18 protein-coding genes and 7 pseudogenes are annotated in these 25,957 nt (G+C 50.9%); 13 read left to right on the top strand and 12 right to left on the bottom strand.

Annotated features, from left to right (window positions below; translation table 11 throughout):
* The first annotated feature begins 22 nt into the window (after window positions 1-22).
* Window positions 23-859, top strand: a complete 837-nt coding sequence (locus tag O1721_RS24575; protein WP_023279881.1) for a helix-turn-helix transcriptional regulator — start codon at window positions 23-25, stop codon at window positions 857-859.
* A gap of 294 nt (window positions 860-1,153) precedes the next feature.
* A complete protein-coding gene (locus tag O1721_RS24570; RefSeq protein WP_007897903.1) occupies window positions 1,154-1,813 on the top strand; it encodes an SDR family oxidoreductase in 660 nt (219 codons plus the stop codon).
* A gap of 41 nt (window positions 1,814-1,854) precedes the next feature.
* Here O1721_RS24570 and O1721_RS24565 read toward each other — a convergent pair.
* Window positions 1,855-2,451, bottom strand: a pseudogene (locus tag O1721_RS24565) (LysR substrate-binding domain-containing protein); the annotation flags it as partial.
* A gap of 447 nt (window positions 2,452-2,898) precedes the next feature.
* Window positions 2,899-3,225 carry a four-helix bundle copper-binding protein gene (locus tag O1721_RS24560; RefSeq protein ID WP_022649401.1) on the bottom strand — a complete coding sequence of 109 codons (327 nt, stop codon included), beginning with the start codon at window positions 3,223-3,225 and terminating at the stop codon, window positions 2,899-2,901.
* A gap of 431 nt (window positions 3,226-3,656) precedes the next feature.
* Here O1721_RS24560 and O1721_RS24555 point away from each other — a divergent pair, with 431 nt between their 5' ends.
* On the top strand, window positions 3,657-4,790 hold the full coding sequence (locus O1721_RS24555; RefSeq protein ID WP_022651297.1) for a glutathione-independent formaldehyde dehydrogenase: 1,134 nt from the start codon (window positions 3,657-3,659) through the stop codon (window positions 4,788-4,790).
* 569 nt (window positions 4,791-5,359) lie between these two features.
* Window positions 5,360-5,659 (top strand): annotated as a pseudogene (locus O1721_RS24550) (IS66 family transposase); the annotation flags it as partial.
* A gap of 71 nt (window positions 5,660-5,730) precedes the next feature.
* On the opposite strand, the gene O1721_RS24545 reads toward O1721_RS24550, so the two are convergent.
* From O1721_RS24545 to O1721_RS24535, 3 genes and pseudogenes are all read right to left on the bottom strand, one after another.
* Window positions 5,731-8,382 carry an excinuclease ABC subunit UvrA gene (locus O1721_RS24545; protein ID WP_012561117.1) on the bottom strand — a complete coding sequence of 884 codons (2,652 nt, stop codon included), beginning with the start codon at window positions 8,380-8,382 and terminating at the stop codon, window positions 5,731-5,733.
* Window positions 8,383-8,551: 169 nt separating this feature from the next.
* Window positions 8,552-8,731, bottom strand: a pseudogene (locus O1721_RS24540) (hypothetical protein); the annotation flags it as partial.
* Window positions 8,732-8,800: 69 nt separating this feature from the next.
* A pseudogene (locus O1721_RS24535) lies at window positions 8,801-8,947 on the bottom strand (metal-sensitive transcriptional regulator); the annotation flags it as partial.
* A 51-nt stretch (window positions 8,948-8,998) separates the two neighbouring features.
* Here O1721_RS24535 and O1721_RS24530 point away from each other — a divergent pair.
* The 5 genes and pseudogenes from O1721_RS24530 to O1721_RS24510 form a co-directional block, all read left to right on the top strand.
* Window positions 8,999-9,684: pseudogene (locus tag O1721_RS24530) on the top strand (IS3 family transposase); the annotation flags it as partial.
* A gap of 672 nt (window positions 9,685-10,356) precedes the next feature.
* A complete protein-coding gene (gene ltrA / locus O1721_RS24525; protein ID WP_001189111.1) occupies window positions 10,357-11,865 on the top strand; it encodes a group II intron reverse transcriptase/maturase in 1,509 nt (502 codons plus the stop codon).
* A gap of 80 nt (window positions 11,866-11,945) precedes the next feature.
* Window positions 11,946-12,182 (top strand): annotated as a pseudogene (locus tag O1721_RS24520) (DDE-type integrase/transposase/recombinase); the annotation flags it as partial.
* Between the two features lie 224 nt (window positions 12,183-12,406).
* Complete coding sequence (locus O1721_RS24515; protein WP_000227969.1) at window positions 12,407-13,483, top strand: IS110 family RNA-guided transposase; 1,077 nt, start codon at window positions 12,407-12,409, stop codon at window positions 13,481-13,483.
* A 16-nt stretch (window positions 13,484-13,499) separates the two neighbouring features.
* Window positions 13,500-13,776: pseudogene (locus tag O1721_RS24510) on the top strand (IS3 family transposase); the annotation flags it as partial.
* 199 nt (window positions 13,777-13,975) lie between these two features.
* On the opposite strand, the gene fghA reads toward O1721_RS24510, so the two are convergent.
* From fghA to O1721_RS24485, 5 genes are all read right to left on the bottom strand, one after another.
* A complete protein-coding gene (fghA, locus tag O1721_RS24505; protein WP_012561110.1) occupies window positions 13,976-14,812 on the bottom strand; it encodes an S-formylglutathione hydrolase in 837 nt (278 codons plus the stop codon).
* Between the two features lie 64 nt (window positions 14,813-14,876).
* On the bottom strand, window positions 14,877-15,275 hold the full coding sequence (locus O1721_RS24500) for a VOC family protein (protein ID WP_012561111.1): 399 nt from the start codon (window positions 15,273-15,275) through the stop codon (window positions 14,877-14,879).
* A 43-nt stretch (window positions 15,276-15,318) separates the two neighbouring features.
* Window positions 15,319-16,428, bottom strand: a complete 1,110-nt coding sequence (frmA, locus tag O1721_RS24495; protein WP_017384070.1) for an S-(hydroxymethyl)glutathione dehydrogenase — start codon at window positions 16,426-16,428, stop codon at window positions 15,319-15,321.
* 34 nt (window positions 16,429-16,462) lie between these two features.
* Window positions 16,463-16,738 (bottom strand): formaldehyde-responsive transcriptional repressor FrmR, encoded by a 276-nt coding sequence (frmR, locus tag O1721_RS24490; RefSeq protein ID WP_017384071.1) that lies wholly within the window; start codon window positions 16,736-16,738, stop codon window positions 16,463-16,465.
* Window positions 16,739-16,851: 113 nt separating this feature from the next.
* Window positions 16,852-17,549 (bottom strand): IS1 family transposase gene (locus O1721_RS24485; RefSeq protein WP_223195083.1). Its coding sequence is split into 2 segments (ribosomal slippage): window positions 16,852-17,300 and window positions 17,300-17,549, totalling 699 coding nucleotides; the frame shifts between segments, so codons are not numbered across the junction.
* A gap of 400 nt (window positions 17,550-17,949) precedes the next feature.
* Here O1721_RS24485 and acuI point away from each other — a divergent pair.
* Entirely contained in the window at window positions 17,950-18,933 is a 984-nt protein-coding gene (acuI, locus tag O1721_RS24480; protein ID WP_023280857.1) for an acrylyl-CoA reductase (NADPH), read from the top strand.
* Between the two features lie 62 nt (window positions 18,934-18,995).
* On the opposite strand, the gene acuR is transcribed toward acuI, so the two are convergent.
* Entirely contained in the window at window positions 18,996-19,652 is a 657-nt protein-coding gene (gene acuR, locus O1721_RS24475) for an acrylate utilization transcriptional regulator AcuR (RefSeq protein ID WP_023280966.1), read from the bottom strand.
* 423 nt (window positions 19,653-20,075) lie between these two features.
* Window positions 20,076-20,372, bottom strand: coding sequence for a helix-turn-helix transcriptional regulator (locus O1721_RS24470; RefSeq protein ID WP_017384073.1), 297 nt, complete (start codon window positions 20,370-20,372; stop codon window positions 20,076-20,078).
* Between the two features lie 858 nt (window positions 20,373-21,230).
* Between O1721_RS24470 and O1721_RS24465 the strand changes: the two genes are divergently transcribed.
* From O1721_RS24465 to O1721_RS24455, 3 genes are all read left to right on the top strand, one after another.
* On the top strand, window positions 21,231-21,719 hold the full coding sequence (locus tag O1721_RS24465) for a P-loop NTPase fold protein (RefSeq protein WP_023280967.1): 489 nt from the start codon (window positions 21,231-21,233) through the stop codon (window positions 21,717-21,719).
* Between the two features lie 44 nt (window positions 21,720-21,763).
* Window positions 21,764-22,914 (top strand): IS3 family transposase gene (locus tag O1721_RS24460; RefSeq protein WP_087855188.1). Its coding sequence is split into 2 segments (ribosomal slippage): window positions 21,764-22,022 and window positions 22,022-22,914, totalling 1,152 coding nucleotides; the frame shifts between segments, so codons are not numbered across the junction.
* Window positions 22,915-23,038: 124 nt separating this feature from the next.
* Window positions 23,039-25,753 (top strand): P-loop NTPase fold protein, encoded by a 2,715-nt coding sequence (locus tag O1721_RS24455; protein ID WP_157843391.1) that lies wholly within the window; start codon window positions 23,039-23,041, stop codon window positions 25,751-25,753.
* Window positions 25,754-25,957: the final 204 nt, after the last annotated feature.

Raw genomic sequence — 25,957 nt, 5'->3', positions numbered from 1 at the left:
CAAAGTCAAATTCCGGATGAATATGCAAACAGTCAGCTTTTCCGATTCTCCCGTTGATGATCTCCTCGCTGAGCTTCTTACCCTGGCACGCTCCCGTTTTCCACTTCCCTGCGATTGCCTTCGCGCAGAACAGACGCATCAGGTAAAGAAGTTCGAGGTGGAAGGTGCGACCCTTTCCTTCCCGCTGGAAGGAGAATTCCGGTATCGTGAAAATGAGAAATGGCACCGGGTGATCCCGGGCGAGATTATGGTCGTCCCGAATGCCCGTAGCATCGATATAGAATATGCCCCTTCAGAACAAAGTGGTGAGTTTGTTGCCCTGAGCGTGGTGCTCGCGGAGGAACAGCTTGAAGCAGCCAGGCTGTTACTTGCCGCACCACCACCACAGGACACCGGCAGCATCGCAGCCATTTCCGTATCAGCTCTTCTTTCACCCCTTAACCGCTGGACAGCCGCAATGCGGGAAGGGAAGCGTCCGCTTTCCCTGCACGCCATGGTTGAAGTGGTGCTCTGGCTTTATGGCATGGGATACCATGCTTTGCTGCGAGCCCGGCAGCCAAGTCTGGCCATGAAAATCCGTCAGATGGTAGCGGACAAACCGGCTCATCCCTGGAGTGCTGCTGAAATTGAAGATCTGACGGGACTCAGTGGCCCCACGCTTCGGCGCCACCTGGCCAGTGAGTCAACCAGCTTACGCTCAGTTATCGCCGATGCACGTATCGCGGAGGCTCTCCGCCTGCTGATGACATCGACGCTGCCGGTAAAAACGGTCGCGGGGCGGGTGGGTTACAATTCACTATCGAGCTTCAGCAAGCAGTTTTCTGAACGCTATGGAATCGAACCTTCAGGGTTCCGCTGACTTCAGTTCGTTCAAGGTACACATTGCGTCCCTCGCACTTCAGTAACTTGCGTGGATCTTTCGAATATAACGGAAGATATTGGCCGGCATTGCGTGTAACCGGTTCAGGAGTTCTCATCGTGACGGGAGAGCTAAATCGGTACGGCTGTTGTTCTCAGCTATAAGAACAACTGAGTATCTGACCAGCTGTCTGGTGCTGGCAGCAGCATGCAGTGCAATCGGTCAGGCTCAAAGGAACTGACCTGATGTCAGGTTATAATTTCGGACACATCATAACCCCAGAAGGAGACAACTGTGGTTCATGTTTTCATTATCGGTGGTGCAGGCAAAATCGGCCAGCGTCTGTGCAGGATCCTTTCAGGTAGGGGGCATGCTGTTCGTGCCCTCTACCGTAAGCCAGAGCAGCAGGCATTGCTAGGCGAGCTGGGTGCTGAGCCCGTCAGTGGGAGCCTGACAGAGCTGGATGCAGCTGCGCTGGCGATGCACTTTGCAGGTAGTGATACAGTGGTGTTTACTGCCGGTGCCGGCGGTAAGGGGGGACAGGAGATGACCAATGCGGTCGACGGCGAAGGGCTGAAAAAGTCGGTAGCTGCCGCCCTCAGTGCCGGTGTGTCTCGCTTTCTGCTCGTTTCTGCATTCCCGGAGTCCGCACGGGGAGAAACCACTTCTGAATCATTCGAAAATTATATGCGTGTTAAAAAAATGGCCGATGTGGAACTAGCACAAAGCGAGCTTGACTGGGTGATCCTGCGCCCCGGCGCGCTGCAGGATAAGACTGGTACGGGTTATGTACGTGCCGGCCTGGCCATCCCGTATGGTAACGTGCCCCGTGATGACGTGGCGGCTACGCTGGCTGAACTCATTGAGCAACCTGCCGTCAGCCGCGTCATCATTGAGCTGACGTCTGGCGATGCTCCTGTCCGTGAAGCCATACAGAAGCTGGCGGGCCGATAAAAGGCAGCGCACGTACCAGCAGGCTGCAGGCCCCCAGGCGTTTACAATAAACTTTCCAGCCAGTCGGTAAACGCCCGTACTTTTCGGGAGAGATGGCGGTGCGGATACAGAAGTTACAGTTTGCGATTCGGGGACGTATTATCTGGCAGAACCTCTACCAACAGCCCGCGATCGAGATAAGGCTGCAAAAAAATATTCATGCCCTGTAGTATTCCCAGCCCCGCCAGGCCTGCTGCAATGTAGGCTTCTGAGTTATCCACGACAAGCCTGCCTGGAAGTTCAATTTCGGTGGAGCCCTCTGACGTCCCGAATGTCCAGGGCATAACTTGTCTGTTGCTGCTGTTAATCCAGTTGACGGCCTGATGCTGCTGCAACTCGTCCATTGTTTCCGGGGTGCCGTGTTGATCAAGATACGCAGGACTGGCGCAGGTCGTCATTTTAACGGTTCCCACCTCCTTTGCGATATAGTCGCCATCGTCCAGCTCCCCCACCCTCAGTATGCAGTCCAGGCCATCATGCAGCATATTCCGTCGGCGGTCTGAGCTGCTCAGGATAATTTCAATTCCGGGATGCTGGCGATAAAAATCAGGCAGGTTGGGTATAACAAGTAAAGCCGCAAACGCGACAGGCATATCTATGAGCGAATAGCGGGCGTCAAAATGATAGCGACAGGAAAGTTCTGCCATATTAAACATAACAACCCTTGGGCGCACCGCCGCAGGCGCCCTCAGCACGTTTCTGCGGCCTCCCGCCTGTTTCCGGCACCTTTCAAACGCCCCTGATGATTTCTGCGCGTCTGCATGGCTATGCAGTGAGATCTGCTCTCCACCGATTAGTGCATGCAGATTTTGGAAACGTCCAATTCTGGCACGAAGCGGTCACCCCGGCGGGGTGCAGTCCGCTGTCAGCGAAAACGGACATTGAGCCAATCAAATAATCTGTGCCAGAATTTGTCATTGAGGCTAGTACTTTCGAGTAGATCTATTTCCCGCCCGTACTCTTAAACTCATCTATCTCATCCTTCTACGACTTATTACCGGGAATATAAAACCCCGCCGAAGCGGGTTTGGTAATTTGAGTTTTTCTCAGGCGGCCATCTTTCTGCATTGTTCGGCGCAGTGATGACAAGCGCTTGAGCAATCCTGACAATGGTCATGTTCATGCTTTCCACACTCGTCACCGCACTTCTGACAAACATCAGCGCAAAGACGGCAAAGATCCTGGGCAGACCCGCTATTTAGTGTCATGAATTGAGCTGCAAGACGGCAGATATTTGCACACTGCATATCCAGTTTTATGCACTCGCGCATCATCTCCAGATTCTCTTCGTCGAGACACGAAGCCGCACAGTTATCACATGCCGTTGCACATAGATAACAGGCTTCGATGCATTTTTTGTATTCGTCTAACATAATTTCTCCTTAGCTAAGGTTACGTATTAAGCATGGAAGAGATAACTGATTATTCAAATTTTGAATTAGTTAATTACCTTTTCAGCATTTCATATCATTGATTCAAAGTGCATCTCTAGGGTTACCTAATTCACCTATGTCTACTTCTGGCACAATGCAGAAATGAGATAGATTTACTTTATCCGCTTCTCGCTCAAAGCTGTCCGTAATCCCTTGCCTGCTTAAAAAAACCGGATTAACGTGTGATGTTTTTACGTTTTCCAGGCAGCCTTCATCGGTAAGTACCTGTCTTACAGACTTCAATGCACTTAGTTAAGAAACATCCTAATCGTCCTTTCGCCGATCGCGAGATCTGTTATGGCAGCTAAACTCGATTGATACCCCAATCCGCGGGGCAGCATTTCCTTTCCGCACGCAAGAAGGAGAAGATCATGAAAGCAGTAATTTACAACGGTCCTTATGATGTAAAAGTAAAAGACGTACCGGATGCGAAAATTGTCCGCCCCACGGATGTACTCGTCCGCATCACCACCACCAACATTTGTGGGTCGGACTTGCACATGTATGAGGGCCGGACCAGCTTTGAACAGGGACGGATTCTGGGTCACGAAAACCTGGGTGAAGTGGTCGAAATTGGCTCAGGCGTTGAACGTATTAAGGTGGGCGACTATGTTTGTCTGCCGTTTAACGTGGGATGTGGTTTTTGCGAAAACTGTGAAAAAGGTCTGACCGGCTTTTGTCTCACTACCAATCCGGGTACGGCAGGCGCAGCTTATGGTTTTGCTGAAATGGGTCCCTGGGAGGGAGGTCAGGCGGAACTTCTTCGGGTGCCATTTGCCGACTTTAACTGCCTTGTTCTTCCCCCTGATGCGGCAGAAAAAGAAGATGATTATGTGATGCTCTCTGACATTTTTCCTACCGGCTGGCATGCAACAGAACTTGCCGGATTGAAGCCTGGTGAAAGCGTGGCCATTTATGGCGCGGGGCCGGTCGGTTTGATGGCAGCTCATTCGGCGATCATTAAAGGTGCTTCACAGGTGTTTGTGGTTGATACGCACACAGACCGGTTGGCTCTGGCTGAAAAAATGGGGGCGACGGGCATCAATGCTACTGGCGATGAAGCTGTACAAAAAATTCTCGACCTGACGGATGGACGCGGTACGGATTGTGGCTGCGAATGTGTTGGCTATCAGTGCTGTAACAAACATGGCCATGAAGATAACTCTGTTACCATGAACAGTCTTGTTGCGTCGACGAAAGCAACCGGGGGAATTGGTGTGGTTGGCGTCTTTATTCCTCAGGATCCGGGGGCTGAATCGGAGCTTGCCAGAGAGGGTAAGATGCCATTTGATTTTGGGAGTTTCTGGTTTAAAGGACAGGCAATCCGTACCGGCCAGGCGAACGTTAAGGCCTATAACCGTCAGCTGTCTCGCCTCATCCATCACGATAAAGCCAGTCCGGGCAAAATAATTTCTCATCGTCTTTCGCTTGAAGAGGCTCCTGCCGGATATAAGCACTTCGATGAGCGGGATGAAGGATGGACGAAGGTTATCCTTAAGCCTTAAATAGAGTTATCCGGTATGAGAAAGCAAAAACCGGGAAAGAATGTATGACTTTTGACAGGGTGCAATAAAATATCCTGTCAGGGCGTTATTATTCATACTTTCAGCTGCCAGGCGCTTCCATATCCAGACTTGTTCCCTGATTTTGCCGACGAGATAGCAAAATTAATACATTCAGGAGGAGGCATCTGCGGTTGATCTGTTCCGTATTTATTAACGCCCTGTGCTGTAAGTATTGTCTGCCTCTACCACATAGCAGACATGTGCGCAGGAACGGTCCGCTATGAGCGAAAAGCGGACTTCCGGTCCTTGCGCAAACTCCCGTTCCGAGAAGTTGCAGTTCACAAATCACCTGTTAAAGAAGGTATGGTAGCCCACAGCATTAATTTTGCTTCCATCTTCAGTCAGACTGGCCGGTACCGGCTTCCGATAAGTTTCGTCGGCTGAGGCCCGCTAAAGTAGAGAGGTCAAAAAATAACCTTGACGTACAATAATTTTCGATATCCAAACTGACCCCTAATTAGGTGGACACCTGATGACTGACTTAAAATTTCTATCACGCCAGCGTTACACATCCGCAGTCGCATCTTGCGGGGTTCAGCGGGGTGTTGCAGGCGGACGTGCACGTGCGGACGCCCTCTGACACCACGACCGAAGCGCTGTGCCGTATCGGCGAGCTGTATGGCATCGAGGCGGGCATCCGGGGCAAAAGCGCGGCGGAACGGCTGGCCATTCGGCAGGAAAAAGCGGTACCGCTGCTGACCGCGCTGGAGGGCTGGCTGCGTGAAAAGCAGAAAACGCTGTCACGGCACTCGGAGCTGTCGAAGGCGTTCGCGTACGCGCTGAACCAGTGGGATGCGCTGAAATTATACCTGCGGGAGATTACTGATACAGAACACGCCGGGAATGTGCCGCCATTGACGCAATGACGACACAGCCCTTTTTAACCGTTCCGTGAGAGTTCCCTGGCAATATACTGTGCGGTACGGCTTTCTTTGACCTGCGATACCTGTTCGGGAGTTCCTGCGGCAACCAGGCGTCCTCCCTCATGTCCCGCTCCAGGACCGATGTCGATAACCTGGTCTGCCTGAGTAACCGCCCGCATATCGTGTTCAATCATTATCACCGTATTTTCTGCATCAACAAGCCGCTGCAGCTGCACAAGGAGGCGGTCGGCGTCTGAAGCATGCAGGCCGGTTGTCGGTTCATCTAGGATATACAACGTGTGGCCACGTTGGCTACGTTGTAGTTCGGTTGCCAGCTTGATCCTTTGCGCCTCCCCTCCGGATAACTCGGTTGCTGGTTGTCCCAGACGCAGGTAGCCCAGACCAATTTCACTCAGCAGACGGAGGGGACGAGCCACTGGTTCTTCAGTCGCAAAGAACTGACTGGCTTCATCCACCGTCATATGCAGGACCTCCGCGATATTTTTGTCCTGCCAGCAGATCCTGAGAGTATCCCGGTTATACCGCGCGCCATGGCAGGTCGGGCACGGTGCATACACGCTCGGCATAAACAACAGCTCCACGCTGACGAATCCTTCACCTTCACAGGTTGCACAGCGGCCTTTTGCCACATTGAAAGAGAATTGACCCGCATCGTAATGATGGAGTTTGGCGTCAGTCGTTCCGGCAAAGAGCTTACGAACAGGATCAAACAACCCGGTATATGTCGCCAGGTTTGAACGGGGGGTCCTGCCTATCGGTTTCTGGTCAACCTGAACCAGACGCTTTACCAGTCCGGTATCACCGGTCAGGGTACCGTACGTTTTCTCCGTTACGGATGGCCCCTCAGCGTCGCTGGCTTCGGAAAGCACGTCTTCTGGCTCACCGCCAAGTGAAGAAAGCACCAGTTCCGGTAAGGCCTGGGCAATCAGACTGGATTTACCGGAGCCAGAGACTCCCGTCACGGCTGTCAGCACACCCAGAGGAATATCAACATCGATCCACTTAAGATTGTGGCGATGGATCCCCTGCAGTTTCAGCCACCCGGATGGGATACGGGCAAAAGATTGTGGTGGCCGGACTTCATCAAATAAATAACGCGCGGTACGAGATTGGGTGACGGCTTTCAGATCTTCAGGAATACCACTGTAGAGAACATGTCCTCCCTGTTCACCAGCCGACGGTCCCACATCAACAAGCCATTGCGCCCGTCGCATCAGGTTAAGATCATGTTCAACGACAAACACCGAGTTGCCGGCATCACGAAGGTTCTCAAGCGCATCGTAAAGCGCTTTACTGTCTGAGGGGTGCAGACCCGCAGACGGTTCATCAAGAACATAGACCACACCAAACAGCATCGAACTGAGTTGCGTGGCAAGACGCAGTCGCTGAAGCTCTCCTGCAGATAGAGTTGGGGTTGCTCTGTCCAGCGTAAGATAACCCAGCCCCAGCTTCTGCAACTGATACAACCGGGCCATGACACCACCGGTCAGCCGTTGTGCCGCCAGTCGTTTCTCTTCCGATAACGCCGATGTCCGGCAGACATCGGCGTTATCGGAATGGACCGCTTTTCCGGATGCAGCACGCTCTGTCAGATCCCGACGGGTGATATCCCTGTCGGCATCTGCGCCGGCGTGGTGGGCACTGAAATCCCCCCGGGAGATTGGAAGGAGCAATTCCGCCAGCTGGTCTAAGGGCATCTGCATAAATTCACCAATGTCCACACCGGCAAAGGTGACGGACAATGATTCTGACTTCAGTCTTTTCCCGTGACAGACCGGACACAGCTTGCCTTCCATAAAACGGGAGACTCGTTTTCTCATCAACGCGCTTTGCGTGCTGGCGAAGGTATGTAGCACATAACGACGTGCCCCGGTGAAGGTCCCCATATAACCCGGCGTCATTTTTTTCCTGACGGCTTCGCGCGTATCTTCCGGACTCAGTCCCGGGAAAACCGGTACAGTGGGGGTGTCTTCGGTAAAAAGGATCCACTGACGGTCTTCCGCTGGCAGATTTTTCCAGGGAGTGTCGATGTCATACCCCAGCGTCACCAGAATATCCCGCAGATTCTGTCCGTGCCAGGCCGGGGGCCAGGAAGCAATAGCCTTTTCACGGATACTAAGTGAGGGATCGGGCACCATCAGTGTTTCAGTTACCTCATAGATATGGCCCAGACCATGGCAAGAAGGGCATGCCCCCTGCGGCGTGTTGGGAGAAAAATCCTCGGCATACAGCATCGGTTGTCCGGCAGGATAAGCGCCCGCCCGTGAGTACATCATTCGCACCAGACTGGATAAGGTGGTCACGCTGCCGACAGAGGAGCGCGCGTTACTGGCACCGCGTTGTTGCTGAAGCGCAACGGCTGGCGGCAGTCCGTCAATGGCATCCACATCCGGAACCCCGACCTGATCAATGAGGCGACGAGCGTAGGGGGCAACCGATTCAAAGTAGCGCCGTTGCGCCTCAGCATAAATGGTGCCAAAGGCCAGTGAAGACTTACCCGAGCCTGACACACCCGAAAAAACAACCAATGCGTTGCGCGGAATGGAAACATCCACCTCTTTAAGGTTGTTCTCGCGAGCACCGCGAATCACAACTGAATTGTTGTCGTCAGTCAGGATGGGATGATAACCGAAAAGTTTCTTTGCCATAGAATTTCCTGTGCTAGGTGTGTCCGCTCTTAATAAGGCCACCTCTTGTGACGGTATCTGGTGTGCCGGACCGCTCGATCAGAAAGCCCGTCGAAAAAAGCGTTTGTGTGACTGGAAACAGATTGCTGAAGCTGGGCCCGGTGGTACCATGTGGGACACCGCTGAAGTTTCAGCGGTACCCTGCGGATCCGCCTTCTGTATGAGAACTGGCTGGCGGCGTACCCGGGACCGGAGATTTGGCTCCCGTGATAATGCGGGCTCCCCGGTACGCGACGCTGTGGTTCCAGACCCAGCTGATGGCGACACTCAGGCGGTTTCGGGTACCAATTAAAAAATACAGATGAATAATGCACGTGATTTCATATGTCATTTCCTTTCATTACAGTTTTAGACCCCATCAGACATCTGCCTGGCAGAGTTAACGGAGATAGGAGCGGACTATCGAAATGGTGTCGTCGATTGACCTCTTCTGCGACTCATTTCGTTTGCCCGTATCGGGGAATTCCTCCCGAAGATAGCTTTCCAGAACAACCGCCATCAGGTCGTTAACGGCTCCCTGGACTGACCCCGCCCCGGTAGACGATCCTGCCCTATAGTTTGAGTATAGGAGGAGCGTATGGGCACACCACGATTTACACCTGAATTTAAGGAAGAAGCCGTCCGTCAGATAACGGAACGCGGTTATTCCGTCGCCTAAGTATCTGAGCGTCTGGGCGTCTCTGCACACCGCCTCTACAAGTGGCTACGGGCTATCAAACCTGATAACAGCGAGCAGCATGCCCGGGATTTACTGGAAGCTAAAAGCGAGATCCTGAAACTCCGGGCGCAGCTAAAACGCACCGAAGAAGAACGGGATATCCTGAAAAAGGCCGCGCGGTACTTTGCAAAGGAGCCCGACTGAAGTACCGCTTTATCAATGAGCACCGAACTGTATGGGGTGTGATGACGATGTGTCGGGTACTGAATGTCGCCCGGGCCGGGTTCTATGCGTGGCTGCATAACCCTGTCTCGGCGCGTGATAAAGATAACCAGCGCCTGCTGATGCTTATCCGCGACTCATATTCCCTGAGCGGAGGCGTATACGGTTACCGGCGGGTTCATGGCGATCTGAACGAAATCGGGGAAACCTGTGGTAGAAACCGGGTGGGTCGGATCATGCAACTGGACCGGATTAAAGCTGTGCGCGGCTATAAAGCGCCACGTCGTATCGCTGGCAGGCCTTCAGTCGTTGCTCCTAATCTCGTGCAGCGGCAGTTCACCGTTGTCCGGGCCACCCAGGTCTGGGTCACCGATATTACTTATAGTGTGCCCGGAGTTCAGGGCGGGCATGGATGCTTAAATGAACCGCGAGTCTGTCTGGAATATTGAACCGGTAACTCACGATGAGAAACCCAACAATCCCACCGGGTGTGACGGTGGAGAACCTGAGCGGCAGTGACCTGCGGCATGCCCGCAGGGTGATGTAACCCGCTGACAACGGGGATTGAGGCGAGATCACTAAGCCGAGATGATCCTCAAGGTTAAGTACTGAAAGGCTGAAGAACATGAACCCGTTAATCCGCCTCTGTGGGTTGAAAACGTCACCACGGCCTACGTGATCTGACAGGCCGTGCAGGAGGAACTGGCAGTGATACGTAAGCACTGCCGGTCGAAGGTGTTTTGACATGTATGCGAAACACCGGGGCAGCAGCGTCTATCACGCTTGCGATGCTGACTTCTGCCAACTTGCGGCAAGCAAGGATAAAGAGTGCGACGGGCAGCCTCCTCAGTATGCCTGAGTCCAGGCAGGTAAACCGGGGAAGGTCAGCGACGGATGTTAAGGGGGCATGGCTCCGATGACGCGCTGGCTGGCGGAGCTTCCGTAGTAGTCCGCGATGGGGAAAGCCCATTACATGGCGAAGGGAAGCAGTTTGAATGTGTTTGCGACGTGAATTAACTGACCTAACGAGGTGAAGACCTTTGATAATCAGCGAAATGCAACGCAAGCTTGCCACATGGGCAGCCACCGATCCGTCCCTACGGATTCAACGGCTGCTGCGTCTGATAACACAACCAGAATGGCTGGCTGAAGCGGCGCGGATCACGCTTTCATCAAAGGGGGCCCATACCCCCGGCGTTGATGGCGTGAACAAAACAATGCTACAGGCCAGACTGGCTGTTGAGCTGCAAATCCTCAGGGATGAATTACTCTCAGGCCACTACCAGCCCTTGCCCGCCAGACGGGTTTACATCCCTAAAAGCAACGGCAAACTGCGACCACTGGGTATCCCCGCGTTGCGGGATCGTATTGTTCAGCGGGCCATGCTGATGGCGATGGAGCCGATATGGGAGAGTGATTTTCATACGCTCTCATATGGCTTCCGGCCTGAGCGCAGTGTCCACCACGCGATCCGCACGGTGAAATTACAGCTCACAGACTGTGGTGAAACCCGGGGACGCTGGGTGATTGAAGGCGACCTGTCCAGTTACTTCGACACCGTACATCATCGACTGCTGATGAAGGCTGTACGCCGCAGGATCAGTGACGCACGTTTCATGACTCTGCTGTGGAAAACCATCAAGGCGGGACATATCGATGTCGGTCTCTTTCGGGCGGCCAGTGAAGGTGTACCACAGGGCGGTGTTATATCGCCGCTATTATCGAACATCATGCTGAATGAGTTCGATCAATACCTGCATGAGCGCTACCTGAGCGGGAAAGCCAGAAAAGATCGGTGGTACTGGAATAACAGTATCCAACGGGGCCGAAGTACGGCGGTCAGAGAAAACTGGCAGTGGAAACCCGCGGTGGCGTACTGCCGCTATGCCGATGATTTTGTCCTCATCGTCAAAGGCACCAAAGCACAGGCGGAAGCCATCAGGGAGGAGTGTCGGGGTGTGCTCGAAGGCAGTCTGAAACTCAGGCTGAACATGGATAAGACTAAAATCACCCATGTTAATGACGGCTTTATCTTTCTGGGGCACAGGATCATTCGCAAACGCAGTCGTTATGGCGAGATGCGAGTGGTCTCAACGATCCCGCAGGAGAAAGCCAGAAACTTCGCCGCATCGCTGACAGCACTGTTATCAGGCAACTACAGTGAAAGCAAAGTCGATATGGCTGAACAACTCAACCGAAAACTGAAAGGCTGGGCCATGTTCTATCAGTTCGTTGATTTTAAGGCCAAAGTCTTCAGTTATATCGACCGTGTCGTGTTCTGGAAGCTGGCTCACTGGCTGGCCCGCAAATACCGTACAGGTATCGCTTCCCTGATGAGGTGGTGGTGTAAATCACCGAAACCGGGTCAGAGCAAAACGTGGGTTTTATTTGGTAAAACCAATCACGGCAAGCTCAGCGGCGAAATACTGTACCGGTTGGTGGGGCAAGGCAAGAAGCTGTTCCGCTGGCGGCTACCCGAAGGTAATCCCTATCTGAGGACGGAGACCAGAAACACGTATACATCGCGCTTTACAGAAGTGGCAATGGCGTTCGCCAGCATTTAAATGGAGAGCCGGATGCGCTGAAAGGTGCACGTCCGGTTCGGGGAGGAGAGGCAGGGAAATAGTCCGACTACGCCCTGCCTCTTACTCTACTCCGCACCTGGCAGGGCTGGCTGTATCTGGCGGTGGTTATCGATCTCTTCGCCCGTAATGTGGTCGGCTGGTCGATGAAACCCACTCTCTCACGCGAACTGGCGCTCGACGCGCTGATGATGGCGGTCTGGCGCCGAAAACCAGACAGCGAGGTTATCGTACATAGCGATAGTAATAATGCCGATGTCAGTCTTTACCACCACTTAGTTTGCCGTTTAACCAGATTGGTGTGATTACTGATGCAGTGAAGACCTTCCCGCATCCTGACTCACACAGCGATCGACCTTTTGTGTCCTGCCCTGGACCCGTCGGTTGCCGGAAGCGCCTTCATGCGAGGCATCTCCTCACCGATGCGCGTGACTCAAGAAGGGCCTGACGGCTTGTCTCGTTACTGTCCTGTCCGGGTTATCTGTCTGGAGATTCAACTCTGTTTCCTCACAGGAGCTCTGTCATGGTTGATAAAGTTACCGAAGCTGCCGTTGTGGGTGGCGTGGATACACATAAAGATTTGCACGTTGCCGCTGTCGTAGATCAGAACAATAAAGTCCTTGGGACTCAGTATTTCTCCACAACACGACAAGGTTACCGGCAGATGCTGGCATGGATGACCTCGTTTGGGACATTAAAGCGAATTGGTGTTGAGTGCACAGGTACCTATGGTTCCGGTTTGCTTCGTTATTTTCAGAACGCCGGGTTAGAAGTTCTTGAGGTGACTGCTCCAGACCGGATGGAGCGACGCAAACGGGGTAAAAGTGACACAATTGATGCTGAATGTGCCGCTCATGCAGCATTCTCAGGCATCAGGACAGTTACTCCCAAAACGCGTGATGGCATGATTGAGTCCCTGCGGGTATTAAAAACTTGCCGAAAAACAGCAATATCAGCCCGCAGAGTCGCTCTCCAGATTATCCATTCAAATATTATCTCTGCCCCGGATGAATTACGTGAACAGCTCAGAAATATGACGCGCATGCAGCTCATCAGGACCCTGGGTTCCTGGAGACCTGATGCCAGTGAATACCGCAATGTAACCAACGTTTATCGCATTTCATTAAAGTCCCTTGCCCGACGCTATCTCGAGTTACATGACGAAATCGCTGATCTGGATGTCATGATTGCGGCAATTGTCGACGAGTTGGCACCTGAGCTGATTAAACGTAATGCTATCGGATACGAAAGCGCTTCACAGTTGCTGATCACTGCCGGAGACAATCCTCAACGGTTAAGATCAGAATCAGGATTTGCGGCACTGTGTGGTGTCAGCCCGGTCCCCGTTTCTTCTGGAAAAACGAACCGTTACCGACTTAATCGTGGTGGAGATCGTGCTGCAAATAGTGCACTTCACATCATCGCCATCGGACGCTTACGAACTGACGCAAAAACAAAGGAATATGTCGCCAGGCGTGTAGCCGAAGGACATACAAAAATGGAAGCGATACGCTGTCTAAAGCGATATATCTCCCGCGAAGTTTACACGTTACTGCGCAATCAAAACAGGCGGATCAACAGTATCCCGATAACAGCTTGACTCTTAGAAGGGCGTCCAGGGCAGCCAGTACGGCAGTGACGACTGGCAGCGCTTCTACCGGGCCAATAACCTGGCGCCGAGCATGAGCCGGCGTGGCAACTGCTGGGATAATGCGGTGGCCGAATCGTTCTTCAGTTCGCTGAAAAAAGAACGGATCAGAAAACGCATATATAAAACCAGGGATCTGGCCCGGGCGGATCTTCGATTACATTGAAGTCTTCTATAACCGGTCCCGGCGCCACAGCCACCTCGGCGACGTCAGTCCGGAGGCCTTCGAACAGGCCTCGTCGTGAGGACAGGATTTGTCTACAGGCGTGGGGTCAGTCCAAACTATAGGGCAGGATCGTCTACCGGGGCGGGGTCAGTCCATCAACGGCTCGGAAGTGTCTAGATTATCCGTGGCGATTCAGTTACAGTACATCTCAGGTCTGCAGGGTTCAGGCCCTGTTCAGGCCTGAAAATTAAGCACATTTTCTGAGGCTGGAAATCAACTCATGCTGACAGCCTGAGCCTGTTGGCATGGTAAGCAATGTGCTCACCAATAAAGCTGGAAATGAAATAATAGCTGTGGTCGTATCCAGTATGATATCGGAACGACGCATTGAGGTTCATCTCATTGCATACTCTCTCAAGGATTTTGGTGCGCAGTTGCTCTTCATAAAAGGCGTCACTCAGCCCCTGATCAATGAAGATTTCTGGTAATTTTTCACCCTGTAAAATGAGGCTGACTGGATCGTAGGCTTCCCACGTTTTTCTGTTTTCACCCAGGTAAGCGCTAAATGCCTGTTGCCCCCATGGCACCTGAGAAGGCGATACTATCGGGGAAAATGCTGATACGCTCACATATTCACCAGGATTTCGCAGAGCCAGCACCAGAGCACCCAGCCCTCCCATAGAATGACCGGATATAGATTTTCTTGCCGTTGCAGGAAAATGATTCATGACGACATCCGGAAGCTCTCTGAGAATATAGTCATACATCCTGTAATGAACATTCCACGGCTGTTCCGTCGCGTTCAGATAAAAACCGGCCCCCTGGCCAAGATCGTAACTGTCGGCATCCGGGACATTATTACCCCGGGGACTGGTATCCGGGACAACAACGATGACGTTATGCCGGGCTGCATAATGCTGCATACCTGATTTGGTGATGAAATTCTGCTCAGTACAGGTCAGGCCCGACAACCAGTATAGTACCGGCAGTTTTTCTGTTACTGCTTTGGGAGGAAGATACACACCGAAATTCATTTCACAATTAAGGGATTGTGAATAATGCCGGTACACGTTTTGCCAGCCGCCAGAGCTGGCATGCTGCTCAATGAGTTCCATCAGCCGTTATCTCATGGTTATTTCCCCTGACCGAAGCCAGGGGAAGTATCTTTAAATCCGGACGTCAGATAAACGTATACGCCGTGATTTTGTTACCCGCCGGATCCCGCAGGTAGGCAGCATAGGCCCCGGGAAGGTGACCACGCGGGCCAGGTTGACCTTCATCAGCTCCACCGGCGGCAAGGCCGGCAGCATGGAAAGCATCAACCTCTTCCGGGGTGGCAGCAGCGAAGCCGACAGTCACCCCGTTAGCGGAAGGTGCTTCACCGTTGCCCGGACGGGCAATGATAAATGCCGGCTTTTCGCGGCCATAGAGTACCCAGCCGTTGCCAAACGGGCCGAGGTTATTGATACCAAGCGTGCCCAGGACGACATCGTAAAATGCGGAGGATTTCTCGACATCGGCTGCGCCAATGAACACATGAGAAAAGATGCCGTCACCAGAAATTACCGGAGTTGTCATTTTCCACTTCCTTCAGTTTGAGTTGATTAAAATTCTGATGGGATCAGTAATGAATCACTGTCCGGATAGATTTGCCTTCATGCATAAGCTCGAAGGCGTCATTGATTTCATCCAGTGTCATCGTATGGGTTACAAATGGCTCAAGGTCAATATCCCCCTTCATGGCATCCTCGACCATACCGGGGAGCTGAGTGCGGCCTTTTACTCCGCCAAACGCGGAACCTTTCCATACGCGCCCGGTGACCAGCTGGAAAGGACGGGTGGAAATCTCCTGTCCGGCCCCTGCGACACCAATGACAACGGACTGCCCCCACCCACGGTGAGCACTTTCCAGCGCTGCACGCATGACGTTAACGTTACCGATACATTCAAAGGTATGGTCAATACCCCACTTGTTGATATCCAGCAGAACATCTTTAATCGGTTTGTCATAATCATTCGGGTTAATGCAGTCAGTGGCCCCGAACTGACGGGCCAGGTCAAATTTTGTCGGATTAGTATCGATAGCGATAATACGTCCCGCTTTTGCCTGACGGGCCCCCTGTACCGCAGCCAGACCAATTGCCCCCAGACCAAAAATGGCAACTGAATCGCCCGGCTGCACTTTAGCCGTGTTATGGACGGCGCCAATACCGGTAGTCACGCCACAACCCAACAGGCAGACGTGTTCATGGTTCGCCTCCGGGTTAATTTTTGCCAGAGAAACCTCGGCCACAACGGTGTATTCACTGAATGTGGAACATCCCATGTAGTGGTAAAGAGGCTGACCGTTGTATGAAAAGCGAGTGGTCCCGTCAGGCATCAGTCCTTTGCCCTGAGTCTCGCGAACCGATACACAGAGGTTCGTTTTACCGGACTGGCAGAATTCACACTCCCCGCATTCAGCGGTGTAGAGCGGAATAACATGGTCACCCGGCTTCACACTGGTGACGCCTTCACCAACTTCAACGACGATACCGGCTCCCTCGTGGCCGAGAACCACCGGGAAAACGCCCTCAGGGTCATTCCCTGAGAGGGTAAAGGCATCGGTATGGCAGACACCTGTGTGGGTGTTTTTAATCAGCACCTCGCCTTTTTTAGGCGGAGCAACATCAATTTCAACAATCTCCAGGGGCTTCCCTGGTGCAAATGCAACAGCGGCACGTGATTTCATACGTAATATATCCTCAATGTAATAATGGCCTCACCTATTTAAGATAGGCACGAACCAGCTCAATCGTATCGTCAACTGATTTACTGACTTCATGACTGTAGCTGTCATTCTGGTCAAAGGTTTCCCGTATGTGGCTCTCCAGCACCTCTGCCATCAGTCCGTTAGCGGCGCCCCGGACGGCGGCGATTTGCTGGAGAACGGAACGGCATTCAGCGCCACTTTCAAGTGCTCTTTCCAGAGCATCAATCTGACCCCGGATACGGCGAACCCGGGTTAGGACCTTTTTTTTCTCTTCAGGAGTACTGGGCATTGCTTACCTCACTGCTCTGTATTTCTTATACTATAGGGGAGTATTACATTAAGATCAACACATACCCCACTATAGTATAATAAATATATCAGAGCACCGGTAATGACTCCAACTTACTGATAGTGTTTTATGTTCAGATAATGCCCGATGACTTTGTCATGCAGCTCCACCGATTTTGAGAACGACAGTGACTTCCTGCCCAGCCTTGCCAGATGCTGCCTCAGATTCAGGTTATGCCGCTCAATGCGCTGCGTATATCGCTTGCTGATAACGTGCAGTTCTCCCTTCAGGCGTGATTCATAAAGCGGCCAGCCATCCGTCATCCATACCACGACCTCAAAGGCCGACAGCAGGCCCAGAAGACGCTCCAGCGTGACCAACGTGCGTTCACCGAATACGTGCGCCACAACCGTCCTCCGTATCCTGTCATACGCGTAAAACAACCAGCGCTGGCGTGATTTAGCGCCGACGTAACCCCACTGTTCGTCCATTTCCGCGCAAACAATGACGTCACTGCCCGGTTGTATGCGTGAGTTTACCGACTGCGGCCTGAGTTTTTTAAGTGTCGTAAAATCGTGTTGAGGCCAACGCCCATAATGCGTGCACTGGCGCGACATCCGACGCCATTCATGGCCATATCAATAATTTTCTGGTGTGTACCGGGCTGAGAGACGGTGTAAGTGAACTGTAGCTGCCATGTTTTACGGCAGTGAGAGCAGAGATAGCGCTGATGTCCGGCAGTACTTTTACCGTTACGCACCACGCCTTCAGTAGCTGAACAGGAGGGACAACTGATAGAAACAGAAGCCACTGGAGCACCTCAAAAACACCATCATACACTAAATCAGTAAGTTGGCACCATTACCCGAATTACCAGCGTCTGCTCTTGGCACGGAGCGGACCTATTTACTGAGCCGAAGGTCCGCTCAGACTAACTCATTAAAGCCTGGTTGTTTTATCGCATCATCAGCCGTGTTCTGAAGCATTAGCTATGTATCTTCAGGGATGCTGATTTTCCCTCTGCACCAGATAAACCAGAATACAGTTTGATGTCGGTCAAAAAAGACAGCTTTAAGTGCATGAAATGAATAATGTTTCTTGAATGCTGGCAAAGCACTGGGATAGTAGTGTTGATTATTAGACGATCGGTCAATATTATTTATTGACGACTTAATGACTGAACGGTAAACGCCCGGACAAACGAGGTGAACGTGTTTAAATCTTTATTAATCAACAAAACAGATGGACGCTATAGTGCGCAACTTGCTGAAATCGCTGAAAGTGAACTACCGCAGGGGGATGTGGAGGTCAATGTTGACTATTCATCCATCAACTACAAAGACGCACTGGCCATTACGGGCCGGGGCCCAATCGTCCGACGCTTTCCCATGGTGCCCGGCATTGATTTTACCGGTACAGTGTCCGCCAGTTCACATCCCGAATATCAGGCCGGAGATAAGGTTCTCCTGACCGGCTGGGGTGTTGGGGAAAAACACTGGGGCGGACTATCCGAAAAAGCACGGGTAAATGGAGACTGGCTGACGCCGCTCCCGGCTGGCGCTAACGGCAAACACGTAATGGCAATCGGAACAGCTGGGTTTACCGCGATGCTGTGCGTAGACGCACTTCTGAATCATGGTATTAAGCCTGAAGATGGTCCGGTACTTGTTACCGGTGCCAGCGGCGGCGTCGGGAGCATTGCGGCCATGATCCTTGCATCAATGGGGTACCGCGTTACGGCGTCTACTGGACGCCCGGAAGAGGCTGCCTGGCTCTATAAAACGGTCGGTGTGGACGAGATTATTAACCGTTCCGAGCTCTCCTGTCCCGGAAAACCGTTACAGAAAGAACGCTGGGCTGCCGCCATTGATACAGTCGGTAGCCATACGCTCTGCAATGTATGCGCCGGGGTGCGTTATGGCAGTATTGTTGCAGCCTGCGGCATGGCACAGGGGATGGAACTAATGGGGAATGTGGCTCCGTTTATCCTGCGTGGCGTCACGCTGAAAGGGATTGACAGTGTCATGTTCGCGAAGGAAAAAAGAGCGGCGATCTGGCAGCAGGCGGTACAGTATTTACCGGAGTCCAGACTGGATAGCCTGACCACCGTTTATCCGCTGAGTGATGCCATCAATGTGGCCGAAAAACTTCTGAGTGGCGGAATTCGTGGCCGGGCAGTAATTCAGTGTAGCTAATGAAGTGGAAGCCAGGCTCAGCCTGGGTTTGATAATTATTATCAGGGGCTGCGGCCCCTTTTTTACTTTTCAACAGCCGTGTCCTTAGAGGGCTGATAGCGTACTGACTTTTTGAAATAGCTCCAGAAGTCGTACACAGGCTGGGTTGAGCAATAAAGTTTGGCACGCATTACGGCACCCTCCCAACTGCTCCAGAAAATGGCCGCCAGTTGCGTATTATTCATATCGGAACGGATTTCGCCCGAAGATAACGCGTCGGACAGACAGCACGCCACAAGCGCCTGCCAGCGCTCAAGTATTTCGTGGAGCTGTTTGATAAAGGACAGTGGAAGACCCGGACTCTCCTGCATCATATTGCCAACCAGACAGCCCCGGGTGAAATTGTACTTTTTAATGCCGTCGCAGGCATCGTCGATGAAATTTTCCAGACGCATCATTGGTGTGAAGGATGATTCATACAGATGTTTTTGGAGTTTATGCACAAAGAAACTGTCATAGGCGCTCAGAACAGTCTGGGCATACTCTTCTTTGCTCTTGAAATAGTAATAAAATGAGCCTTTAGGAACACTGGCATTTTTGACAATGGCATCGACTCCCGTTGAAAGAAAACCATTCTGCGTGAGCAGTTCAAGCCCGCTTCGGATCAGGTCATTACGGGTATCTGTATAGGTACTCTCTGTTTTTCGTGGCCTGCCTCGCCCACGAATTTCGCCAGTCATGACTTTGCTCCTGCATTTTATTAACGGAAAAGAATAAGTGATTTTGCGCGGAGGCTTCAATCAGTTTATCCCCGGCGGTGACGAGGTGGCCACCTATGCCGACTGGACAGGGGACTGACTATTGCCATAACGCCATCGCAGGTTGCTTCAGTAAACCTGCTAATCCCGTACAATGGCGAATTCGCTATATCCGCTTCTCGCACTTAGCTGCCATAAATCGGCCAGGCAATCACAGGTCATTTCTGTCTCGCAAAGAAGGTGCCGTTTCTGCTTTGCGTTGACACCCCTAAATATTAGAATTAAAAGGAGAGAGTTACTGGAAAAAGGCAGCGGAGGCAGTGACAATCGTGGCTTGAAGCCACTACTCGATGGATGCGGACATGTAGTTGGCGTCATTCGACAAAACTAGCAAACTTCTAATAGTCACCATTTCTCCCGTCTGGCGGGAGTGCTGTCAAATGCCCCCCTCATCTCTGTGTGGGAAATGAAGGGTGAAGGGGAAATAGATGACAGCGTTATTTCTACGCCCAGAATACTGAATACCTTGTACAGACGATCAATACTGGCGCTAGCAGGGTTTGCTTCCAGGCGGGCATAGGTTTGCTGCGTTACGCCAAGCCTCTCAGACACATCTTTTTGCGTGAAGCCCTTGATTTTGCGAAACCCGATTAGCACAGGTCTGAGCTGGTTCAGCGTTTTTATCGGGAACTGATTATTCATAAGTGACCTGCCTCGCAGACTGAGTAGGGAGTACCGCCCTGTAATACAGCAGGTAAGGTGTATTTTGTGTTATACAGACTATAGGCTGTAAAACCTTTATTGAAAAGATGCTGATGTTCCAGGGGCATGCCGAGCATGGACGATTTTCTGCGGGGCGGTATTTCGCTACGGGGGAGATTGCGTTCGGGCAATGTACCGGTGTAAAAAACGTCAATTTTTCAAAACCGCTGTTATCGGGATAAGCTGAAAACTCCGAAGGCAGACACAGCCACGAATAATGTCAGACTTAAACTCTGTAGCTGTCTTCTTTTGCCTGTAAATAACGTCTAGTTTGACTCTGATGAAGGCTGTACCAGGCAGAGAACATGTCACTCTCGGGGCCGGATGATAAAATGTGTTCAACTGGCTGGGCAGGGTAATAGCGAAGAACGTTCTCTGAAATTCGATTCAGCTCAGCGTAACGTGCGCTGTAGGTATGTATAATCCATTGCATCAATTTTGCATCCGTATTATTCGCAGATTACACACAAGAAGCTTAACAATGGCTGAAAGAGTGAGCAGGGATATGTAACAAAAACAAGGGCTTCAAGATGAACTGGATAAAACCGGAGCAGAGCAAGCCCTGTTCCGGTTTGTCAGGCTTTGGAATTTCTTCCAGGCCCCTGCAGCTAGTCACAACAAACACATTAATGTTTTCATTGCTTCAATTCAATATTATTGTGTGAAAGGGATTCCATCGAAATCGGCTTATGCATGCTTAAAACTAAACTGCCCCGGCTGCAGTCATTTGGTTGCTGTGGGCTCTGTACTGTGTCTAATAGTGAAAGAATCTTACGTTATAACGAAGGAAATTGCTGAATGACTCTACGATTGCAGACGGAATCACCCGCTGACCAGGATATGTTTAGAGGCAGCAGTCATGAAAAAGTTGCAGAGAATGTGGCTCAGATCATCAGGACACCTGATGTCAATATTATTGGTCTGGAAGGTGAGCTGGGTTCAGGTAAGTCAACAATATTGAAGTTCCTGCAGAAAAAGCTTAAAGATGATTTTACGTTCATTAACTTTGATGCAGAACGTTACCATCATGGCTCAACTAAAAAAGCGCTTATCGATGTCATCCACCACGGGGTCAGCCTACAATGTCCGGGCTCCCGGGATGTGTTGGATAAGTATAAAAATCTGGCTCTGGGTAACATCGTTGAATACGACAAGAGGGTCAGCAGCAGGCTAAGCTGGTTGACCGTCGTTTTTATTTTACTGTCATTGCTTTCCGTGCAGATGCTTCGTTATGTGCTAACAGACCTTAATCAATATTTTACTAACAATGATCTTACCCACGAATAGTGGACACACGACTAAGTGAGTAAACTCTTAACCAGAGGTGACTCATGACAAAACCAGCATCAACCAGTAAGAAGCCCCGCAAACAGTACACGCCTGAATTCCGCAACGAAGCCCTGAAGCTTGCGGAACGTATCGGTGTTGCTGCCGCTGCCCGGGAACTCAGCCTGTACGAATCCCAGCTCTACGCATGGCGCAGTAAGATTAACAATGCCCGCAGCTCTTCCGAACGTGAGCAGGAAATGTCCGTTGAAATTGCCCGTCTTAAGCGCCAACTGGCGGAACAGGCAGAGGAGCTGGCCATTCTCCAAAAGGCCGCGACATACTTCGCGAAGCGCCTGAAATGAAGTATGTCTTTATTGAAAAACATCGGGCTGAGTTCAGCGTCAAAGCCATATGCCGGGTACTGCGGGTCGCCCGTAGCGGCTGGTATGCGTGGCGTCTGCGTCGTCAGCAGATAACACCACGTCAGCAGTTCCGGCTCGTCTGTGATACTGCTGTCCGTCAGGCATTCACTGAGGCAAAACAGCGTTATGGTGCGCCTCGTCTCGCTGACGAACTGCCTGAGTACAACGTCAAAACCATTGCCGCCAGCCTGCGGCGTCAGGGGCTTCGCGCAAAAGCGGCCCGGAAGTTCAGCCCGGTCCGATACCGCGAACATGGCCTGCCGGTGTCTGAAAATCTGCTGAAACAGGATTTTTACGCGAGTGGCCCGAATCAGAAGTGGGCGGGTGACATCACGTACTTGCGCACGGACGAAGGCTGGTTGTACCTGGCGGTGGTCATTGACCTGTGGTCCCGTGCTGTCATCGGCTGGTCGATGTCGTCGCGGATGACAGCGCAGCTGGCCTGCGATGCGCTACAGATGGCACTCTGGCGACGTAAGCGCCCGGAAAATGTCATCGTGCATACGGACAGAGGCGGGCAGTACTGTTCGGCAGACTATCTGGCGTTACTGAAGCGGCATAATCTGCACGGTAGCATGAGTGCCAAAGGATGTTGTTACGACAATGCCTGCGCGGAAAGCTTCTTCCACTCGCTGAAGGTGGAATGTATCCACGGGGAACGCCTTATCAGCCGGGAAATCATGCGGATGACGGTGTTTAATTATATCGAGTGTGATTACAATCGGTGGCGCCGACACAGTGCCTGTGGCGGACTCAGTCCCGAACAATTTGAAAACCAGAACCTCGCTTAGGGCCGTGTCCACATTACGTGGGTAGGATCACAAGGAGTCATTATTAGGGTGGCTTTTTTATGTTGAGGTGGCCGCGTTTCTTTCTCCTGCCATTATGGTCGCAGGACTGGCATGCCTGCAGAACATGGAATGGTACAGAAAGAAAGGGTATTCGAGTATTGGTGATTTGTTCAAACGCAACAGTACTGACAGGATTGAAGAGACTTGGCTAGTTAATAAGGAGGTCGGAGCTATTGAGCTGGCTGAAGCTCTGCAGGGATTTACCTCCAAAGAGGTCATTTCCCATGGAGATCGCTTCATCCTTATCATTGATAATCTGGACCGAATCAGTGCAGACAAAGTGAAAGAGCTCTGGAGTGATATGGAGCTTATTGCCGGAGCCACTCATGAACACTTCAGGATAGTGGTGCCCTATTCGGCAAGACAGGTTTCAGCCTCACTTTCTGTGGCGGGTTTCAGCGGGCGTGAGTTTATTGCAAAGCGGATTCCTGTAAGTTTTCAGGTTCCTCCTCTTATTTCGGCAGGATGGCAGGAAGCGTTAAGGCAGTACTGGAAAGAAACAGTAAATGAGGATGCAGGGATAGCGTGCCGGGAAGCAACGGTGTTGCTTGAGCGCTGGAAACCCTCTGAGTATCCTCGTATCACACCGCGATTAATGAAGAAGTTTGTTAATGATATTCATATTCTGAACCTTACCGTTCCTGCAACAGAAGATCATCGCCATATTCTTATTGCTCTCTACTTACTGGTGGTCAGATACGGGGAGCGAGATATTAAAGTATTACTTCGCGATCCCAAAGCTAGTCAGACCGAACCCGGTATTGCTCCGGATGATTTTGACGAGATGCTCTCGCTAACTTATCAACAAATATCCCGAATTTTTAATAACGATACAGAAAGATGGAGCGAATTTCTGATGAGCATCCACTATCAGTCCACGGTGGAGCTTGCCAGGAGCGAGTTGCTTGATACGCCTCTTAAAGACGCGATTGGTGCTATAAATATCCCACGGCTTGAAGAACTGACGGCCTTGTGGGGTTTCGCTGAAGCATGGCAGCGAGTGGCACCACATATTCAGATGCGAGACTGGCTGGTTTCTTATAGCCGGATGGATGAGAAGTGTCAGGCTCTCGCCGAACCGCAACTCAAAGTCGCAGTGCAAATGCTGAATCAGAGTTATGCTGTTTCACTCAGAGAAAAGAATGATGAAGGTTTCGTATTGAGTCTGCAGAAACTGATGGCTGACGGGCGGATAAGCCTAGAGCCTTTCGTCGAAAGGCAAATATCGTTTATTGTGAGTAAACTTGATGAAATTCAGGATTCAGAAAAATTGGAGGCTGAATCCACGCAGACGTTGCTGCAGGAAGCTGATTCATACTCTGTTCTGGCCGGTGAATCACTACTGAATAAAATGGAGAATTTTGTAGATGGCGTATTTTATGTGGAATACCTTGTCAATAATGAAGAGACCTTGTCAAACCTGAAAATTGGCACACTAGATATCGGAAATCACGGTCGGGAGGAGATGTTACGCTATGGAGCTGAGCAACCTCAGATAGACCTTTTTAATCCGGGAATTATCCGGCATATCAATATTGCATCGAAGGCGGTACAGAACGTAATTGGAAAGAATGATGGTACAGGTGGGGCTCAGGTTAGCTCTGCAATAATGACGCTTAAAAATCGTCAGGTTGTTGAGGACGTTATCCATTTCAGAAAAATTGTTCTGAGCCCGGACTGGAATAATAATGTTTTAAATCAATATTATCTTAATAATACGGCGACGAGGAATCTCTTCCCTGCGGAATTTGCTGCACAGGCTGTTGCTCACATGGTGCTCCATGGTAACTATGCCGGTATCGAGTCGTACAGTGAACATATTGGTGAGGAACGGTTTGACCTGGCTTTGGCTGCATATCTTCGTTATCTACGTACTGCCGAGAGTATCTTTATAGCACTTAAGGATAAAAATGTTCTGCCGTACATCAAAAATGCTGTTGGCAGGATTGTTGATTTAGGTCTTCTGGTGAATATACCTGTCCTGAGCTTTGTTAAAGGTCAGTATGACGTCATCAAAGAAGCTACAAATGCAACCTCTCTTTTAATATTTGTGCGAGAGCGTCAAAAAGCACTGTCAGAGAAAATAATTGAGTCTGATGTGAATGCTATGGGTCCAGTATTTCTCCATGACGTATATCAGTCAGGTGAGCAGTTTGATATTTTGAAGAAAAAGCTGAACGCCCTGGCATGTGGAGTATTTAGTTCTTCTGAAAGGCTTATTGAGTGTTTTACGGTTCTTCCTGTGAACATGCGCTTTATCCTTGAACAAATGCAACTTCAGGGGCAGCATATCCGGATGGAAGGTAGTGTGGGTATCTTTGCATCATGGTTCCGTGATGCAGAGCCAGACGTTGTCACAAATGCCGAGAACATTCATTTCCTGTGGTCTTGCCTCGACGATACCCAGAGAGAGACTGTACTTGATGAGTTGCACGATGTCTTACTTGAAAGACATATTCGTATTGACAGCCGTATTGCGATTATTACCCGTTTTCATAATGAGTTGTCGTTTATTGAACCTGAGAAGGCCGTTGAACGCAGGGCTATTGCGGCGCTGTTTAGCGCTTCTGTTGATAATGTATTATTGTCTCAATGGCTTGACCGTCAGACGTTTTCATTTTCATCATGGTCTCCGGAGGACGCCCGTACGGCAACGAGTTGTATAATGAATAACTCGGAGATTTTTCCTCTCATCTGCAGGAATTCACAGTATATTAAAAACAGAATGTTACCAGAGAAAGCGGACGTTACAGAAGATAGTGATACGTTTCCGGACTGAGTTCGTTCTTTAAATCCTATACCTGAAGACCACAGCGGTGGTCTTTGGGAGTTTTTTTATTGCCTGATATACATTAAGCATGTTATATCTTGCTAAGAAATAATCATTCAGGGATTAATCATAACTACTGAAGTTATGTTGTGTTCTTTTCTTTTAAAAATAAATTATTCAGATTTATTTTCTATTGATTTAATGAGGTAGGGA

The organism is Enterobacter cloacae complex sp. HYC033_NIDB, from assembly GCF_056673335.1.
Note: the sequence above shows the minus strand (reverse complement) of the source record. Positions and strands in the feature narration are given on the sequence as shown.